14 protein-coding genes are annotated in these 17,467 nt (G+C 70.1%); 13 read left to right on the top strand and 1 reads right to left on the bottom strand.

What is annotated here, in order from left to right; genetic code table 11:
* Positions 1-195: 195 nt before the first annotated feature.
* A complete protein-coding gene (locus ACIBK0_RS10505; RefSeq protein ID WP_399077775.1) occupies positions 196-663 on the top strand; it encodes a hypothetical protein in 468 nt (155 codons plus the stop codon).
* Positions 664-724: 61 nt separating this feature from the next.
* Here the strand turns inward: ACIBK0_RS10505 and ACIBK0_RS10500 are convergent, their stop codons facing one another.
* Positions 725-1,075 carry a response regulator gene (locus ACIBK0_RS10500; protein WP_399077772.1) on the bottom strand — a complete coding sequence of 117 codons (351 nt, stop codon included), beginning with the start codon at positions 1,073-1,075 and terminating at the stop codon, positions 725-727.
* A gap of 173 nt (positions 1,076-1,248) precedes the next feature.
* Here ACIBK0_RS10500 and ACIBK0_RS10495 point away from each other — a divergent pair, with 173 nt between their 5' ends.
* The 12 genes from ACIBK0_RS10495 (at position 1,249) to secG (ending at position 17,369) form a co-directional block, all read left to right on the top strand.
* Complete coding sequence (locus ACIBK0_RS10495; RefSeq protein WP_399077770.1) at positions 1,249-1,656, top strand: hypothetical protein; 408 nt, start codon at positions 1,249-1,251, stop codon at positions 1,654-1,656.
* Positions 1,653-4,370, top strand: a complete 2,718-nt coding sequence (locus ACIBK0_RS10490; RefSeq protein ID WP_399077768.1) for a PAS domain S-box protein — start codon at positions 1,653-1,655, stop codon at positions 4,368-4,370. Before ACIBK0_RS10495 ends, ACIBK0_RS10490 begins: the two co-directional genes overlap by 4 nt.
* A gap of 350 nt (positions 4,371-4,720) precedes the next feature.
* Complete coding sequence (locus ACIBK0_RS10485) at positions 4,721-5,392, top strand: response regulator (RefSeq protein ID WP_399077766.1); 672 nt, start codon at positions 4,721-4,723, stop codon at positions 5,390-5,392.
* Positions 5,393-5,457: 65 nt separating this feature from the next.
* The gene (gene uvrC / locus ACIBK0_RS10480) at positions 5,458-7,503 is read left to right on the top strand and encodes an excinuclease ABC subunit UvrC (protein WP_399077764.1); all 2,046 of its coding nucleotides are present in this window, start codon (positions 5,458-5,460) and stop codon (positions 7,501-7,503) included.
* On the top strand, positions 7,500-8,531 hold the full coding sequence (gene rapZ / locus ACIBK0_RS10475; protein ID WP_399077762.1) for an RNase adapter RapZ: 1,032 nt from the start codon (positions 7,500-7,502) through the stop codon (positions 8,529-8,531). The genes uvrC and rapZ overlap by 4 nt, the downstream gene beginning before the upstream one ends.
* Complete coding sequence (gene yvcK, locus ACIBK0_RS10470) at positions 8,528-9,598, top strand: uridine diphosphate-N-acetylglucosamine-binding protein YvcK (protein WP_399077760.1); 1,071 nt, start codon at positions 8,528-8,530, stop codon at positions 9,596-9,598. The genes rapZ and yvcK overlap by 4 nt, the downstream gene beginning before the upstream one ends.
* Positions 9,589-10,578: a DNA-binding protein WhiA gene (gene whiA, locus ACIBK0_RS10465; RefSeq protein WP_010987695.1), complete on the top strand. Its 990-nt coding sequence runs from the start codon at positions 9,589-9,591 to the stop codon at positions 10,576-10,578. Before yvcK ends, whiA begins: the two co-directional genes overlap by 10 nt.
* Positions 10,579-10,739: 161 nt before the next feature.
* Complete coding sequence (locus tag ACIBK0_RS10460) at positions 10,740-13,697, top strand: M14 family zinc carboxypeptidase (RefSeq protein ID WP_399077758.1); 2,958 nt, start codon at positions 10,740-10,742, stop codon at positions 13,695-13,697.
* A 192-nt stretch (positions 13,698-13,889) separates the two neighbouring features.
* Complete coding sequence (gap, locus tag ACIBK0_RS10455) at positions 13,890-14,900, top strand: type I glyceraldehyde-3-phosphate dehydrogenase (protein WP_399077756.1); 1,011 nt, start codon at positions 13,890-13,892, stop codon at positions 14,898-14,900.
* A 128-nt stretch (positions 14,901-15,028) separates the two neighbouring features.
* Positions 15,029-16,240, top strand: a complete 1,212-nt coding sequence (locus tag ACIBK0_RS10450) for a phosphoglycerate kinase (protein ID WP_399077754.1) — start codon at positions 15,029-15,031, stop codon at positions 16,238-16,240.
* 5 nt (positions 16,241-16,245) lie between these two features.
* Positions 16,246-17,022, top strand: a complete 777-nt coding sequence (gene tpiA / locus ACIBK0_RS10445) for a triose-phosphate isomerase (protein ID WP_399077752.1) — start codon at positions 16,246-16,248, stop codon at positions 17,020-17,022.
* A 110-nt stretch (positions 17,023-17,132) separates the two neighbouring features.
* Positions 17,133-17,369, top strand: coding sequence for a preprotein translocase subunit SecG (gene secG, locus ACIBK0_RS10440; RefSeq protein WP_107440227.1), 237 nt, complete (start codon positions 17,133-17,135; stop codon positions 17,367-17,369).
* Positions 17,370-17,467 lie beyond the last annotated feature (98 nt).

The following is a 17,467-nucleotide window of genomic DNA, read 5'->3' as shown; positions in this document are numbered from 1 at the left end:
CGAGTTCCCCCGCATTGAAGCGTGTTGACCAAGCCCCGACAACACCTGATGCTCAACATGCTTCACCGCAGTGTCCGGACGCGCTCCTCCACTCCTGGAACCCCACTCGGGAGGACCGTGATGCGTCACAGAAGACCGAAAGCGACTCCTTCTCCTGGACCCACTCTCGCTGTACCGGATCGGGGCGTGCGCGCGATGACTCGCCGTAGCCGCGGCACCAGCGCCGTCGTCGCGGGCTGCTCCGCCGCCCTACTGCTGGGCATGGCCGCTGCCTCCCCCCGGGCCGACACCGGCCCCTCACCGACGTCCCTGGCCGCCGTACAGCGCGCGGCCGCCGCGCCGGAGACGCCCGGTACGTCCAGCGCCACGCGCGCGTGCTGCCCCTCGGCGCGGACGCCCGGCAGGCGATCGGCTCCCATGGCACGGCGCTCCCCGCCCATCGCGCGCGTGCACAAGGCGTACGCGGACCGGCTCCCCGGCTCCGCCTACACGCGGTCCGCCGAGGTGGGCGGATACGGCTCCGAGTCCCCTGGGACCGGGCGCCCGGGCGCACCGGAGGGCCCCGGCCCCGCCGTTGTCATCGCCTCGGCGATCGCCGGCGTCGGGGCACTTGTCGCCCTCGCCCTGAGCGCCTCCCGCGCCCTGCGCCGACGCCGCCGCTGACTCCGCCTGCGCGGAGGCGGGAGGAGTCACCCCCGGCTCCACACGGCCGTCGAAGCGGTGACTAGCGCTCCAGCAACTCCCGTATCGCCCGTACCGAAAGCGCCGACTTGTGGAGGAAGCCGCGGGCCGAGCTGGCCGCGACGAGTTCCTGGAAGTCCTCCAGGGAGTGCGTCGAGATGAGGATCACGGCGGGCACGCTTCCCGCGAGCCGTCCCGCCACCTCGAAGCCGTTCTCGCCGTCGAGGTCGATATCGACCAGGGCGACGTCCGGGGCCAGTTCAACGGCTCGCGCGAAGGCCTCCGCGCCCGTCGTGGCGACACCGACGACCTGTACCCCACCACGCTCCAGCAGGGCGCGCGCGGCCTCCAGGAACCGGGCGCTGTCGTCGACGAGGAGACAGCGCATGGACATGCGGACAGCTTCCCAACAGGTTGACCTTCGCGCTTTCCAGCTAGCCGGAAAGTGCTGAAGTCCTTTGCCAGACAGGGAGGTTCGCGTTCACGGAGAGCAGCGGCGTGTCACGGGCGGTAGCATGTCTGATGCCCTGGGGTGGCCGTGTCCCGTCGGTTGGATGGGGGTACACGATGACGTTGCTCCGAAGGAAACCGATACCAGGCCGGGCGTTCTTCGCCGGAGCGGTCTGTGAGACCCTCCTCGTCGCCGGATGCGGCTGGGACGGCGACGACGGAGCGCGTTCCAAGGCGCGCGAGGACACCACGGGCGACAGAAAGCTCAAGGGCACCCCCGACATCAGCGTGTGGTTCCGCGCGGGCCCGAGCGGAGAGCTCGACACGATGCGCCGCCGGGTCGAGCACTTCAACGCCGCGCAGCAGGCCCTACGGGTCGAGCCGGTCGCATGTCCTGAAGAGCGCCCGTACGCGGATCTGGTCGAAGCCGGGGTCGTCGGCGGCGACCTGCCCGACTTCGGCAAGGGCACGGTCACCGACAAGGATCTGGCCCACCACCGGAGTCACCCGGTGGGCGGGCCATGAGATCCGGCGGCCGGCGTCCGGCGCGCACAGCCGGGGCCCGTCCGCCGCTGCTCGCGCGGCTGCGGGTGGGCACCAAGCTCATGCTGCTCGCCCTGCTGCCGGTCGCCGGACTGCTCGCCTTCACGGTCTTCTCGGCCGTGGCCCAGTGGCACGAAGCGCGCACCCTGCAGAACTTCAGGGCCTCCACGAAGGTGTCCTTCGCGACGGCCGGGCTCTACGAGGCCGTCGCCCGTGAGCGCCTCACGGAGGTGGTCGCCGCCGTGGCCCCGGACCCGGCGGCCACGGCGGCCGAGCGGGGCGCCGCCAGGGGCGCCACCGACCGCGCCCTGATTGCCGCCGAGAGCGCCGTGTCCCGGCACCGGGGCCGGCCCGGCGCCCTCGGCTCCCTGCGCAACCAGCTCCATGCGGTCCGGCTGGAGGCGGCCGGCGGCTCGCTCACCGCGGCGGGGATCGAGCAGCGCTACGCGACCGTCGAAACGTATCTGCTCGACACCGTCCGCCGCCTCGACTCCAGCCGCCCCACGCGGGCCGCGGGCCGCTCCGGTGACGCCTATCCGGCGATCCTGGGCGCCATCGAGGCGGCCGAGCGCGAACGCGTCGAGCTGGCCGTCCTGCACGCGGCACCGCCCCCGGACGGCCGAGGTGCCCCCGCCACCCGCTGGCCCGCCCTGGAGAGCGCCCAGCTCGACACCTTCCGCCGGACCGCCTCGGAGCCGCTGCGCGCCCGGCTCGCCAGGGCGCTGCGGCAGCCTGCGGGGCGCACCGTGCGCGCGGCCCGCGAAGCTCTCATGACAGTCCGAGGAGCGAATCCGAAACTGCCCTCGCTGGACCGTTGGCTCATGGCCTCCACCGAGCGACTCGCCGCCCTGCGCGGCATCGCGCACGAGACGGCCCGCGAACTCGCATCCGACGCCGACCACGGCCTGAACAGTGCCCGAGACAGGGGTGAGCGTGAACTCGCCCTCTCCGGAGGAGTGCTTTTCGCCGTCACCGTCCTCGCGCTGACGCTGCGCCGCTCCATCACGCGTCCGCTCACCGAGGTGTCCCGGGGCGCCAAGGCCCTCGCTGCCGGAGATCTGTCGTACGACGTCCACTACCGGGGGCGCGACGAGCTCGGCGTCGTCGCCGACACCTTCCGCGAACTCCATGCCACCAGCGAGCGGCTCGCCGCCGAGATCCGCAGCATGAACGCGGCGATCGACGACAACCGGCTGGGCCACCGCGCGGACGCCGCCGGGTTCGAAGGGACCTGGGCACAGCTGCTGGGCGGCATGAACGACGCCATGGAGTCCTTCGCCGCGGCGCACGGCAGGCGCCGCAAGGCGGAGCGGGAGCTGGCGAGCATCTTCAACCTCTCCCTCGACCTGCTGTGCATCTGCGGGATCGACGGCTACCTCAAGCGCGTGAACCCCGCCTTCGAGCGAACCCTGGGGTACCCCGCCGAAGTGCTCCTCACCAAGCCCTGGCTGGAGTTCGTCCACCCGGACGATCGGGCACGCACGCGTGCCGTCCTCCACCGCCTGGCCGACGGCGTCGAGCTCGGCGAGTTCGAGAACCGCTGCCTGCGCGAGGACGGCACCGAGCGCTGGCTGCAGTGGAGCGCTCGCCCGGTGGCCGGGGAAGGCCTCGTCTACGCCGCCGCGCGCGATGTCACCGAGAGCCGCCGCGCCGACCGGGAGCAGGCCGCGCTGCGCCGCGTCGCCACCCTGGTGGCGCGCGGTGAGCCGCCGCACCAGGTGTTCGCCGCGGTCGCTCGTGAGGTGGGGATGGTGCTGAGTACCGGGACCGCGGCCGTTCTGCGCTACGGGGCCGACGGTGCCGTCACGCTCCTCGGTTCGGCCCGCGCGGCCGCGAGTGTGGGCGAGGCGGCGGCGGCCGGCGCGGTGGCCGAGACTCGCCGGGTGGCCCGCGCCGGACGGTCGGTCGGAGCGCCGATCGTCGTCGACGACCGTCTGTGGGGTGCGGTCGTCGCGGCCCCGACGGGCCCGGAGCCGCTGCCCCCGGGCACCGAGTCCCGGCTCGCCGACTTCACCGAACTCATCGCCACCGCCGTCGCCAACGCCGACGGCCGGGCTCAACTCACGGCTTCACGCGCGCGCGTGGTGGCCGCTTCGGACGCGTCGCGGCGCCGTATAGAGCGCGATCTGCACGACGGCGTCCAGCAGCGGCTGGTCTCGCTCCAGCTGGACCTGCGGATGGCCGAGTCCATGATGGACGATCAATCCGCCGAGTTCGTGGAGCAGTTGGCGCACATCAGCCAGGGCCTGGACGACGCCTTCGAGGACCTGTTGCAGGTCTCCCGCGGTATCCACCCGGCGATCCTCTCCAGGGGCGGCCTGGGCCCCGCCCTGCGCGCCCTGGCCCGCCGCTCCGCCGTACCCGTGGAACTGGATCTGCGGCTGCCCTCCGTGCGCCTTCCGGAACAGACCGAGGTCGCTGTCTACTACGTGACCTCCGAATGCCTCACCAATGCCGCCAAGCACGCCCAGGCCACGGTTGTACGGGTCGGGGCGCGGACGTACGACGACGTCCTGGAGGTGTCCATCGGCGACGACGGGACCGGGGGTGCCGACCCCGGCGGCGGCTCGGGTCTCGTCGGGCTCACCGACCGCGTCGAGGCGATCGGAGGCAAGCTCGCGATCAGCAGCCCACCGGGGAGAGGCACCACCCTGACGGTACGGCTGCCGATGCGGAAACCGCCGACCCAGGAGTGACCGCCCGGGGTGTGCCCCACGCCAGGGGGACGCGTACGAGGGGGCAGGACGCGTACCGGCGGGCACGGATCGACCACCGTCGTTTCTCGATCCGTGTCCGCCGTGTCTCCCGCAGCCCTTCGACCGTCCGTCCCGCCCGTCGCCCCTCGCCCGGGGCGTACCGTCCGACCTGCCGCCCCTCGCCCGGGGCGGCCGGTCCGCTGCGTCCGCACTGGTTCGAGCATCGCGTCGTAAGGACCCCGTGTCGTCACGGCCAGCCCCCAATTCGGCTTCCGGCTAGCCGTAACCCCGGGGGTCCGGCAGGCTGTTGGGGGGCGCACCGGACGGGTCGGGCAAGGGGAGCCGGGACCATGGACGCATCGCAGCAGCCGGGTCGGGGACGGGTCGTCCTCGCCGACGACGACGTCCTGCTCAGGGAGGGTCTGGCGAGTCTGTGCGAGCGCGTCGGCTACGAGGTGATCGGGCAGGCCGGCGACGCCACGCGGCTCTTGGAGTTGGTCGCCGACGAGCACCCCGATCTGGCGATCATCGACATAAGAATGCCGCCGTCCCACTCGACCGAGGGACTCAAGGCGGCCCGCACGATCCGCGAGCACCATCCCGCCACCGGCATCCTGGTCCTGTCGGCCTACGTGGAGGTCGAGGACGCCCTGGAACTGGTGGCCGGCGGTCGCAAGGTCGGCTACCTCCTCAAGAGCCGGATCACCGTCGTGGACGAGTTCCTCGAGACACTCGACCGGATAAGCAGGGGCGGCTCGGTCGTCGACCCTTCTCTGGTGCAGGAGCTGGTCTCCGCCCAGCGCCGTGACGATCCGCTGTCCTTCCTCAGTTCCCGCGAGCGCGAGGTCCTCGCCCTCATGGCCGAGGGCCGCTCCAACGCGGGCATCGGCCGCCGCCTGTGGGTCACCGAGGGCACCGTGGAGAAGCATGTCCGCAGCATCCTGGGAAAACTCCGCCTCCAGGAGGAGCCCGACGACCACCGCCGTGTCCTGGCCGTCCTGACCTTCCTGGAGTCGCGCTGAGGCAGGGCTCCGGCCTTGTCCACAGGGTCGCCGCGCTGTCAGCCCTCGCCAGTAGGGTGTGTGACATGGCCGATCCCTCCAGCTACCGCCCCAAGCCGGGACAGATTCCGGACTCTCCCGGGGTGTACAAATTCCGCGACGAGCACCGCCGGGTGATCTACGTCGGAAAGGCGAAAAGCCTGCGCCAGCGCCTGGCGAGCTACTTCCAGGACCTGGCGAACCTGCACCCCCGCACCCGCACCATGGTCACGACGGCCGCGTCGGTGGAGTGGACGGTCGTGTCCACGGAGGTCGAGGCGCTTCAGCTGGAGTACTCCTGGATCAAGGAGTTCGACCCCCGGTTCAACGTCAAGTACCGCGACGACAAGAGCTATCCGTACCTCGCGGTGACGATGAACGAGGAGTTCCCGCGCGTTCAGGTGATGCGCGGCCAGAAGCGCAAGGGCGTGCGGTACTTCGGTCCGTACGGGCACGCGTGGGCGATCCGCGACACCGTGGACCTGCTGCTGCGCGTCTTCCCGGTCCGCACCTGCTCCGCCGGCGTCTTCAAGAACGCGGCCCGCACCGGCCGCCCCTGCCTGCTCGGCTACATCGGCAAGTGCTCCGCACCCTGCGTCGAGCGCGTCTCCGCCGAGGAACACCGTGACCTGGCCGAGGAGTTCTGCGATTTCATGGCCGGGCGTACGGGGACGTACATCCGCCGACTCGAGAAGCAGATGACGGACGCGGCCGAGGAGATGGAGTACGAGCGGGCGGCCCGCCTGCGCGACGACATCGAGGCCCTGAAGAAGGCCATGGAGAAGAGCGCGGTCGTGCTCGCCGACGCGACCGACGCCGACCTGATCGCCGTCTCCGAGGACGAGCTGGAAGCGGCCGTGCAGATCTTCCACGTCCGCGGCGGTCGCGTGCGCGGCCAGCGCGGGTGGGTCACGGACAAGGTGGAGGCCGTCACCACCGGTGACCTCGTCGAGCACGCGCTCCAGCAGCTCTACGGGGAGGAGACGGGCGACTCCGTCCCCAAGGAAGTGCTCGTCCCGGCGCTGCCCGACCCGGTGGAGCCCGTCCAGGAGTGGCTCGCCGAGCGCCGCGGGTCAAACGTCTCGCTGCGCATCCCCCAGCGGGGCGACAAGAAGGCCCTCATGGAGACCGTGCAGCGCAACGCTCTCCAGTCGCTCGCGCTGCACAAGACCAAGCGTGCCTCCGACCTGACCACCCGCTCGCGCGCCCTGGAGGAGATCGCCGAGGCACTCGACCTGGACAGCGCACCCCTGCGGATCGAGTGCTATGACATCTCGCACCTCCAGGGCGACGACGTCGTGGCGTCGATGGTCGTCTTCGAGGACGGGCTCCAGCGCAAGAGCGAGTACCGGCGCTTCCAGATCAAGGGCTTCGAGGGCCAGGACGACGTCCGGTCCATGCACGAGGTGATCACCCGCCGCTTCAGGCGCTACCTCGCGGAGAAGGAGAAGACGGGGGAGTGGGCCGACGGCGAGAGCGGGCTCACCGAGGAGGACGGCCGCCCCAAGCGCTTCGCCTACCCCCCGCAGCTCGTCGTGGTCGACGGCGGCCAGCCACAGGTCGCGGCAGCCAAGAAGGCTCTCGACGAACTCGGCATCGACGACATCGCCGTATGCGGCCTCGCCAAGCGCCTGGAGGAGGTGTGGCTGCCGGACGAGGGCGACCCGGTGGTCCTGCCGCGCACCAGTGAGGGCCTGTATCTGCTGCAGCGGGTCCGTGACGAGGCCCACCGCTTCGCGATCACCTACCAGCGCACCAAGCGGGCCAAGCGCTTCAGGGCGAGCCCGCTGGACGACGTGCCGGGCCTGGGCGAGACGCGCAAGCAGGCGCTGATCAAGCACTTCGGCTCGGTGAAAAAGCTGCGGTCCGCGACAATCGACCAGATCTGTGAGGTTCCCGGCATAGGCCGCAAGACGGCCGAGACGATCGCCGTGGCCCTCGCCCAGGCGGCCCCGGCCGCACCCGCCGTGAACACGGCGACTGGAGAGATCATGGGAGATGAGGAAGACGGGGAGCCCGAAACGACGGCGGGTTCCTCAGAGGAGCCCGTGACCGCGGGCGCCTCGGACGAGCGACGGGGGCAGGAGAGATGACCGAGAACGACGCGCGCGAAGAGGAACGCCCGGCACTGGGCCAGGAAGTGCACGACGCACACGAAGCGCACAAGGAAACAGGCGAAGATCACCTGGAGCACGAAGCGCCCCAGGAAGACGGAGCACAGGTGGGTACGGGTATCGAATCGGCCGCGGTCCCCGAGGCGGCCATCCCCGAGCTGGTGATCATCTCCGGTATGTCCGGAGCGGGTCGGTCGACGGCCGCCAAGTGTCTGGAGGACCTCGGCTGGTTCGTCGTCGACAACCTGCCGCCCGCGCTGATCCCCACCATGGTGGAGCTCGGCGCTCGCTCCCAGGGCAACGTGGCCAGGATCGCGGTCGTCGTCGACGTACGCGGCCGCCGCTTCTTCGACAACCTCCGTGAGTCCCTCGCCGACCTGGAGTCGAAGCACGTCACCCGGCGGATCGTCTTCCTGGAGTCCTCCGACGAGGCCCTGGTACGCCGCTTCGAGTCGGTGCGCCGCCCGCACCCCCTCCAGGGCGACGGCCGCATCGTCGACGGCATCGACGCCGAGCGCGAGCTGCTGCGCGAGCTGCGCGGCGACGCCGACCTGGTGATCGACACCTCCAGCCTGAACGTGCACGAGCTGCGCGCCAAGATGGACGCCCAGTTCGCCGGCGAGGAGGAGCCCGAGCTGCGGGCCACCGTCATGTCCTTCGGCTTCAAGTACGGCCTGCCGGTCGACGCCGACCTGGTCGTGGACATGCGCTTCCTGCCCAACCCGCACTGGGTCCCCGAGCTGCGCCCCTTCACGGGCCTGAACGAGGAGGTCGCGGCGTACGTCTTCAACCAGCCCGGCGCCAAGGAGTTCCTCGACCGCTATGCCGAGCTGCTCCAGCTCATCGCGGCGGGGTACCGGCGTGAGGGCAAGCGCTATGTGACCATCGCGGTCGGCTGCACCGGCGGCAAGCACCGCTCGGTCGCCACCTCCGAGAAGCTCGCCGCCCGTCTCGTCTCCCAGGGCGTGGAGACCGTGGTCGTGCACCGGGACATGGGGCGCGAGTGACCGGACGTGCTGCTCTGCGGCTGAGCAGGCTGCGCCGCGTCACCCTCGAGGGACGCGGCGGCAAGCCGGCCGAGGCGCGCGGTGCGAAGCCGCGTCGCCGCGGCACCCAGCCCAAGGTCGTCGCCCTCGGCGGCGGCATGGGCCTGTCCGCCTCGCTCGCCGCGCTGCGCCGGATCACCGGCGACCTCACCGCCGTCGTCACCGTGGCCGACGACGGCGGCTCCAGTGGGCGGCTGCGCGACGAGCTGGGCGTGCTGCCGCCCGGCGACCTGCGCAAGGCCCTGGCCGCGCTGTGCGGCGACGACGACTGGGGCCAGACCTGGGCCCGTGTCATCCAGCACCGCTTCCAGTCCCAGGGCGACCTGCACGAGCACGCGGTCGGCAATCTGCTGATCGTCGCCCTGTGGGAGCAGCTCGGCGACCACGTCCAGGCCCTGGATCTGGTCGGCAAGCTGCTGGGCGCGCACGGCCGCGTGCTGCCCATGTCGGCCGTACCCCTGGAGCTCCAGGCACTGGTCAAGGGACACGACCCGGAGCGGCCGGATGACGTCGAGACGGTACGAGGGCAGGCGACGGTGGCGCTCACGCCCGGTGAGGTGCAGTCCGTGCACGTCGTGCCGCACGACCCCCCGGCCGTCCCCGAGGCCGTGGCGGCTGTCCTCGACGCGGACTGGGTGGTCCTCGGCCCCGGCTCCTGGTTCTCCTCGGTGATCCCGCACCTGCTCGTGCCCGAATTGCTCGACGCCCTCATCCAGACGAAGGCGCGCCGGGTACTCTCGCTGAACCTCGCCCCGCAGCCCGGAGAAACCGAAGGCTTCTCCCCGCAGCGTCATTTGGAGGTTTTGGGACGACACGCCCCTAAACTCGCCCTGGACGTGGTGCTGGCCGACGAGGCCGCCGTGCCCGACCGCGACTCACTCACCGACGCCGCCAAGCGGTTCGGCGCCGCGGTCGAGCTGGCGCCGGTGGCCCGGACCGATGGATCTCCGCGGCACGACCCGGAGCTGTTGGCCGCCGCGTACGACCGTATTTTTCGGATGCATGGAAGGATCGGCCCATGGCGATGACGGCAGCGGTGAAGGACGAGATCTCCCGGCTCCCCGTCACCCGGACCTGCTGCAGAAAGGCGGAGGTCTCCGCCATTCTGCGGTTCGCGGGCGGCCTTCACCTGGTGAGCGGCAGGATCGTGATCGAGGCGGAGCTGGACACCGCGATGGCGGCGCGCCGCCTGAAGCGGGACATCCTGGAGATTTTCGGCCACAGCTCCGAGCTGATCGTGATGGCGCCCGGCGGTCTGCGCCGCGGCTCCCGCTATGTCGTACGCGTCGTCGCGGGCGGCGACCAGCTGGCCCGCCAGACCGGGCTCGTCGACGGCCGGGGCCGCCCGATCCGCGGGCTGCCCCCGCAGGTGGTCTCGGGGGCCACCTGCGACGCCGAGGCGGCCTGGCGCGGGGCGTTCCTGGCGCACGGCTCGCTGACCGAGCCCGGCCGTTCTTCCTCGCTCGAGGTGACCTGCCCGGGCCCGGAGGCCGCGCTCGCGCTGGTCGGCGCCGCCCGCCGCCTGTCGATCGCGGCGAAGGCCCGTGAGGTGCGCGGCGTGGACCGTGTCGTCGTACGCGATGGCGACGCGATCGGGGCGCTGCTCACCCGTCTCGGCGCGCATGAGTCCGTGCTGGCCTGGGAGGAGCGGCGGATGCGCCGCGAGGTCCGCGCCACGGCGAACCGGCTGGCCAACTTCGACGACGCCAACCTGCGCCGCTCGGCCCGCGCCGCCGTCGCCGCCGGGGCCCGGGTGCAGCGCGCTCTGGAGATCCTCGCCGACGAGGTGCCGGAGCACCTCGCGGCCGCCGGACGGCTGCGCATGGAGCACAAGCAGGCCTCCCTGGAGGAGTTGGGCGCGCTCGCCGACCCGCCGCTGACCAAGGACGCCGTGGCCGGCCGTATCCGTCGACTGCTCGCCATGGCCGACAAGCGGGCGCAGGACCTCGGCATCCCCGGGACCGAGTCGAACCTCACCGAGGAGATGGCGGACAACCTCGCGGGCTGATCCCCCGATGATCACAAGAAGCTCAACATGCCGGTGCCGACACCCACTTGGGGCGTCGGCACCGGCGTTTGTACGCCCTTGAGGCGCCCTTGACTTGACCATGAAGTGTCATGAGCCTGGCATCTGTTCGCTGCTGTGGCGGACCCGTGCAAGGGGGGCTCATGAGACGAAGAGCGAGAGCGATCCTCGCTACCGGCGCGCTCCTGCTGGGCGGTGCGGGCATGGCGCCCATCGCCCAGGCGCAGAGCGGCAGTTCACCCAAGCCCGACGCGAACGCCGTGAAGGTGTTCCGCGCCGAGGTCACGAAGCAGCAGATACCCCTGCTGCTCGCGGCCGGACAGGACGGCCACGAACTCGGCGACACGACCTGGAAGAACGGCAAGAGCACCGTCGAGGTCTACGTCACCGACCAGCAGGCCAAGAAGCTCAAGAAGCAGGGCGTCGAGCTCACCGAGCACACGCTCTCCGCCAAGGCCGAGGACCGCGTCGAGGACGCGGCCCAGGGCGTGTTCCGCCCGTACAGCGGAAAGGGCAATCTCCAGGAGGAGATCGTCCGGACCGGTCAGGAACACCCCGATCTCACCAAGGTCGTCTCCATCGGCAAGACCGTCAACGGCCAGGACATCCTGGCGCTCAAGTTGACCAAGGGCGCCAAGAGGAGCAAGGACGGCGCCAAGCCATCGGTGCTGTACATGTCCAACCAGCACGCACGCGAGTGGATCACGCCCGAGATGACGCGGCGTCTGATGCACTACTACTTGGACAACTACGCGACGAACAAGCGCATCAAGAAGATCGTCGACTCCACCGAGCTGTGGTTCGTCCTGTCGGCCAATCCGGACGGCTACGACTACACGTTCAAGGGCACGGACGAGCGCCAGTGGCGCAAGAACCTGCGGGACGTGAACGGCGACGGCGCGATCTCCACCGGCGACGGCGTCGACCTCAACCGCAACTTCGCCTACAAGTGGGGCTACGACGACGAAGGTTCGTCCCCCAACCCCACCAGCGAGACCTACCGCGGCACGAGCCCCGGCTCCGAGCCCGAGACCAAGGCCCTCGACGCCTTCGAGAAGCGCATCGGCTTCACCTACGGCATCAACTACCACTCCGCCGCCGAACTGCTCCTCTACGGAGTGGGCTGGCAGGTGGCGACGCCGACCCCGGACGACGTGCTCTACAAGGCGCTCGCCGGAACCCCGGAGAACTCGGCGATCCCGGGCTACCACCCGCAGGTCTCCTCGGAGCTCTACACCACCAACGGCGAGGCGGACGGCCACGCGGGCAACGTCAACGGCATCGCGATGTTCACCCCCGAGATGTCGACCTGCCAGACCGCGTCGAACCTCGACCCGGGCGACGCCTGGAACGCGGCCGACTGCGCCTCGGTCTTCACCTTCCCGGACGACGAGAAGCTGATTGAGCAGGAGTTCGAGAAGAACATCCCGTTCGCGCTCTCCGTCGCCGAGACCGCGGCCCACCCCGACCGGCCGTCCTCCTCGGTCGGTATCGACGCCCCCGACTTCACCCCGGCCGCCTTCTCCACGTCGTACTCCCGCGGCGCCGACCAGGAGGTCTCCGTCGTCGTACGCAAGTCCGTACGCGACAAGGAGCTCAAGTACCGCGTCAACGGCGGCCGCACGCAGGACATGGCGCTCAAGGCCTGGAAGGGCGGCGAGACCTACGGCGGCAAGGACAACCTCTACTTCGACGAGTACCGCGCCATGGTCCAGGACGGCGACCCCGGCGACAAGGTCGAGGTCTGGTTCACCGGCGAGACGAAGAGCGGGAAGCCCACCTCCAGCACGCACTTCACGTACACCGTGGCCGAACGGCCGCGCGCCGACACGCTCGTGGTCGCCGAAGAGGGCGCGACCGCCACACAGGCGCAGGCCTACGTCGACGCGCTGAAGGCCAACGGCAGGAAGCCCCTGGTCTGGGACGTCGCGACCTTGGGCGCACCGGACGCGCTCGGCGTGCTCGACCACTTCAAGACGGTCGTCCACTACACGGGTGCCGTACGGCCGGGCAACGCCACGCAGCTTCAGCTGCGCGCCTTCCTCAACGAGGGTGGCAAGCTGATCGAGGCGGGTGAGCTGGCCGGCGGCAGCGTCGACCTCGGCGGCGGCACCTTGTCGAACGACTTCAGCCAGTACTACCTGGGCGCCTACTCCCGTACATCGACTCCGGGGGCCACCGGCTACACCGGCTCCGGGAAGCTCGCCGGCTTCACGGGGGCGCTCGGCGCCGCGCCCGGCAACCCGCTGAACGCGGCAGGCACCTACGGCGTCACCTCGGACTCGCTGCCCGCCGCGCAGTACCCGCAGTTCGGGTCCAGTGCGGGAGCGGGGCAGTTCGCCGGGACCGTCAACCCGTACGGGCCCTACGCGGGCTCCTACATGGCCGCCGCGGTCCACACCGACGACGCCTACAAGCGCCTCACCCGCACGATCGACCTCACCGGCGTCGGTGCGGCCGACAAGCCGACACTGCGCTCCCAGCTCCTGTGGGACACCGAGCCCGGCTACGACCACGCGGTGCTCGAAGTCCACACGACCGGGGCGGACGACTGGACGACGCTCCCCGAGGCGGGCGGCGCCACCAGCAACGCGGTCCCCGCGGAGTGCGAGGCCGGTTTCCTCGTCAGGGAGCACCCGTCCCTCAAGCGCTACCTGACCGTGGGCTCGGCCGGCTGCGCCAATACCGGCACCAGCGGGTCCTGGAACAGCTTCACCGGCGCCTCCAGCGGCTGGCAGCAGGTCAACTTCGACCTGAGCGCGTACGCCGGCAAGTCGATCGAGGTCTCGTTCAGCTACATCAGTGATCCGAGCGCGGGCGGCCACGGTCTCCTTGTCGACAATGCCTCCCTCGTCGTCGGCGGCACCGCCACCGAGACGGAGGGCTTCGAGGCCTCCCTCGGCCCCTGGAGCGTCCCCGGACCGCCCGCGGGCAGCCCGGCCGTCCTCAAGGACTGGGCGCGCTACGGGGAGCTCTTCAAGACATACGGAGGGGTCACCACGGACGACACCGTGCTGCTGGGCTTCGGCCTGGAGCACGTCACCGCGGCGGCCGATCGCGCGGCCCTCGTCAAGAAGGCGCTCGTGGCACTGGCGCGCTGACTCCGAGTGACGCACTCGTCAACACGGAGGGTGTTCCGTACCCCTACTGGTGGGTACGGAACACCGTGCCGTGTATGGGGCATCTGGATGTCACCGCGGGCGCCTCAGGGAGGTAGGGTCGGAGGCGGTCGGGGACATCCCATACAAACTCGCCGGCGTCTGAGTCGGCGTACCTAACGAGGAGATCGGTTCGTGACGATCCGCGTAGGCATCAACGGCTTTGGCCGCATCGGTCGTAACTACTTCCGCGCGCTGCTGGAGCAGGGTGCTGACATCGAGATCGTGGCTGTCAACGACCTGGGTGACACCGCGACCACCGCTCACCTGCTGAAGTACGACACCATCCTGGGCCGTCTCAAGGCCGAGGTGTCGCACACCGCCGACACGATCACCGTCGACGGCCACACCATCAAGGTTCTGTCCGAGCGCAACCCCGCCGACATCCCGTGGGGCGAGCTGGGCGTCGACATCGTCATCGAGTCGACCGGCATCTTCACGAAGAAGGCCGACGCCGAGAAGCACATCGCCGGCGGCGCCAAGAAGGTCCTCATCTCGGCTCCGGCCAAGGAAGAGGACATCACCATCGTGATGGGCGTCAACCAGGACAAGTACGACCCGGCGAACCACCACGTCATCTCCAACGCCTCCTGCACCACCAACTGTGTGGCGCCGATGGCCAAGGTGCTCGACGAGAACTTCGGCATCGTCAAGGGCCTGATGACGACGGTCCACGCGTACACGAACGACCAGCGCATCCTGGACTTCCCGCACTCGGACCTGCGCCGCGCCCGCGCCGCCGCCGAGAACATCATCCCGACCACGACCGGTGCCGCCAAGGCCACCGCCCTGGTCCTCCCGCAGCTCAAGGGCAAGCTGGACGGCATCGCCATGCGCGTCCCGGTCCCGACCGGTTCGGCCACCGACCTGGTCGTGACGCTGCAGCGCGAGGTCACCAAGGACGAGGTCAACGCCGCGTTCAAGAAGGCCTCCGACGACGGTGACCTCAAGGGCTACCTGTCCTACACCGAGGACCCGATCGTCTCCTCGGACATCGTCGGTGACCCGGCCTCCTGCACCTTCGACTCCTCCCTGACCATGGTCCAGGAGGGCAACTCGGTGAAGATCCTCGGCTGGTACGACAACGAGTGGGGCTACTCCAACCGCCTCGTCGACCTCACGGTCTTCGTCGGCAACCAGCTCTAAGTCCCAGAGCAGGCACCTCGATGTGAGCACAGGGCTCGGGCAGCGCAAGGCCGCGCTGCCCGAGCCCTGTGCCGCGTACTGATCGATCAGCCCTCTCGGATCACAAGAGCTTTCCTAGGAGCCCACTCATGAAGACGATCGACGAACTTCTCGCCGAAGGCGTGGACGGCAAGCGGGTCTTCGTCCGCGCCGACCTGAACGTGCCACTGGCCGACGGCCTCATCACCGACGACGGCCGCATCCGCGCCGTTCTGCCCACCGTCAAGGCCCTCGCGGACGCGGGCGCCAAGGTGGTCGTCGCCTCGCACCTGGGCCGCCCCAAGGGTGCCCCGGACCCGGCCTTCTCCCTGCTGCAGCCCGCCGAGCGCCTCGGTGAACTCCTCGGCGCGCCCGTCGCGTTCGCCCAGGACACCGTCGGCCCCGCCGCTCACGACGCAGTGAACGGCCTGCAGTCCGGCCAGGTCGCGGTCATCGAGAACCTGCGCTTCAACGCCGGTGAGACGTCCAAGGACGACACCGAGCGCGGCGAGTTCGCCGACCAGCTCGCCGCCCTGGCCGATGTCTACGTAGGCGACGGTTTCGGCGCCGTGCACCGCAAGCACGCCTCCGTGTACGACCTCCCCGCACGCCTGCCGCACTACGCCGGCTACCTCATCGCCACCGAGGTCGGCGTCCTGAAGAAGCTCACCGAGGACGTCAAGCGCCCCTACGTGGTCGCACTCGGCGGCGCCAAGGTCTCGGACAAGCTCGCCGTGATCGACCAGCTCCTCGGCAAGGCCGACCGTCTCCTCATCGGCGGCGGCATGGCGTACACCTTCCTCAAGGCCCAGGGCCACGAGGTCGGCATCTCCCTCCTCCAGGAGGACCAGATTCCGGCCGTCAAGGAGTACATGGAGCGCGCGGAGAAGAACGGCGTGGAGCTGGTCCTCCCGGTCGACGTCCTCGTCTCCACGGAGTTCCCGGACCTGAAGACGAAGGCCCCGGCCAACCCCACGACCGTCGCCGCGGACGCCATCCCGGCCGACCAGGAGGGTCTCGACATCGGTCCTGAGACCCGCAAGCTGTACGCCTCGAAGCTCGCCGACGCGGCCACCGTCTTCTGGAACGGTCCCATGGGCGTCTTCGAGCACCCCGACTACGCCGAGGGCACCAAGGCGGTCGCCCAGGCCCTTCTCGACTCCCAGGCCTTCACGGTCGTCGGCGGTGGCGACTCCGCCGCGGCCGTTCGCATCCTGGGCTTCGACGAGACGGCATTCGGCCACATCTCGACCGGCGGTGGCGCCTCCCTCGAATACCTCGAGGGCAAGACGCTCCCCGGCCTCGCCGCACTGGAGGACTGACCTCAATGAGCACGCGCACGCCGCTGATGGCGGGCAACTGGAAGATGAACCTCAACCACCTCGAGGCCATCGCGCACGTCCAGAAGCTCGCCTTCGCCCTGGCCGACAAGGACTACGAGGCCTGCGAGGTCGCCGTCCTGCCGCCCTTCACCGACCTGCGCTCCGTGCAGACCCTGGTCGACGGCGACAAGCTCAAGATCAAGTACGGCGCCCAGGACCTCTCGGCGCACGACTCCGGTGCCTACACCGGTGAGATCTCCGGCCCGATGCTGGCCAAGCTGAAGTGCACGTACGTCGCGATCGGGCACTCCGAGCGCCGGCAGTACCACCACGAGACCGACGAGCTGGTGAACGCCAAGGTCAAGGCCGCCTACAAGCACGGTCTGACCCCGATCCTGTGCGTCGGCGAGGAGCTGGAGGTCCGCGAGGCGGGCAACCACGTCACGCACACGCTCGCGCAGGTCGAGGGCGGTCTCAAGGGCCTCCCGGCCGAGCAGGCCGAGTCGATCGTGATCGCCTACGAGCCCGTCTGGGCCATCGGCACCGGCAAGGTCTGCGGCGCCGACGACGCCCAGGAGGTCTGCGCGGCGATTCGCGGCAAGCTCGCCGAGCTGTACTCGCAGGAGCTGGCCGACCAGGTCCGTATCCAGTACGGCGGCTCGGTGAAGTCCGGGAACGTCGCCGAGATCATGGCGAAGGCCGACATCGACGGCGCCCTGATCGGCGGCGCCTCACTGGACGCCGACGAGTTCGTCAAGATCGTCCGGTTCCGCGACCAGTGAGCCGAGCAGTGAGTATGCGCTAGCGGCGATCCGTCGTACCCTTGCGGGGGCCAGGTGGAGTGCCACCCGGCCCCCGTCGTCCATCCAGTTCCGAGGAAGTTGGTCCAGCCGTGGTTTTGGGGTTCTCGATCGCCCTGATCGTCTTCAGCCTGCTGCTGATGCTGCTGGTGCTGATGCACAAGGGGAAGGGCGGCGGCCTCTCCGACATGTTCGGTGGCGGCATGCAGTCGTCCGTCGGCGGCTCCTCGGTCGCCGAGCGCAACCTCGACCGCATCACGCTGGTGATCGGTCTGCTCTGGTTCGCGTGCATTGTCGTGCTCGGCATCCTGATGAAGGTCAACAACTGATCACCGGCTGACATCGGTACGGCAGCACAACTGCACATTACGCAAGCACATTCCGCACGTAAGGCCCCATGTCCGGTACGCGCCCTCGGGCGCGGCCT

This window comes from Streptomyces sp. NPDC050564, from assembly GCF_044457265.1.
GTDB lineage: Bacteria > Actinomycetota > Actinomycetes > Streptomycetales > Streptomycetaceae > Streptomyces.
The sequence above is the reverse complement of the archived record's forward strand: the minus strand, read 5'-3'. Positions and strand labels throughout refer to the sequence as shown.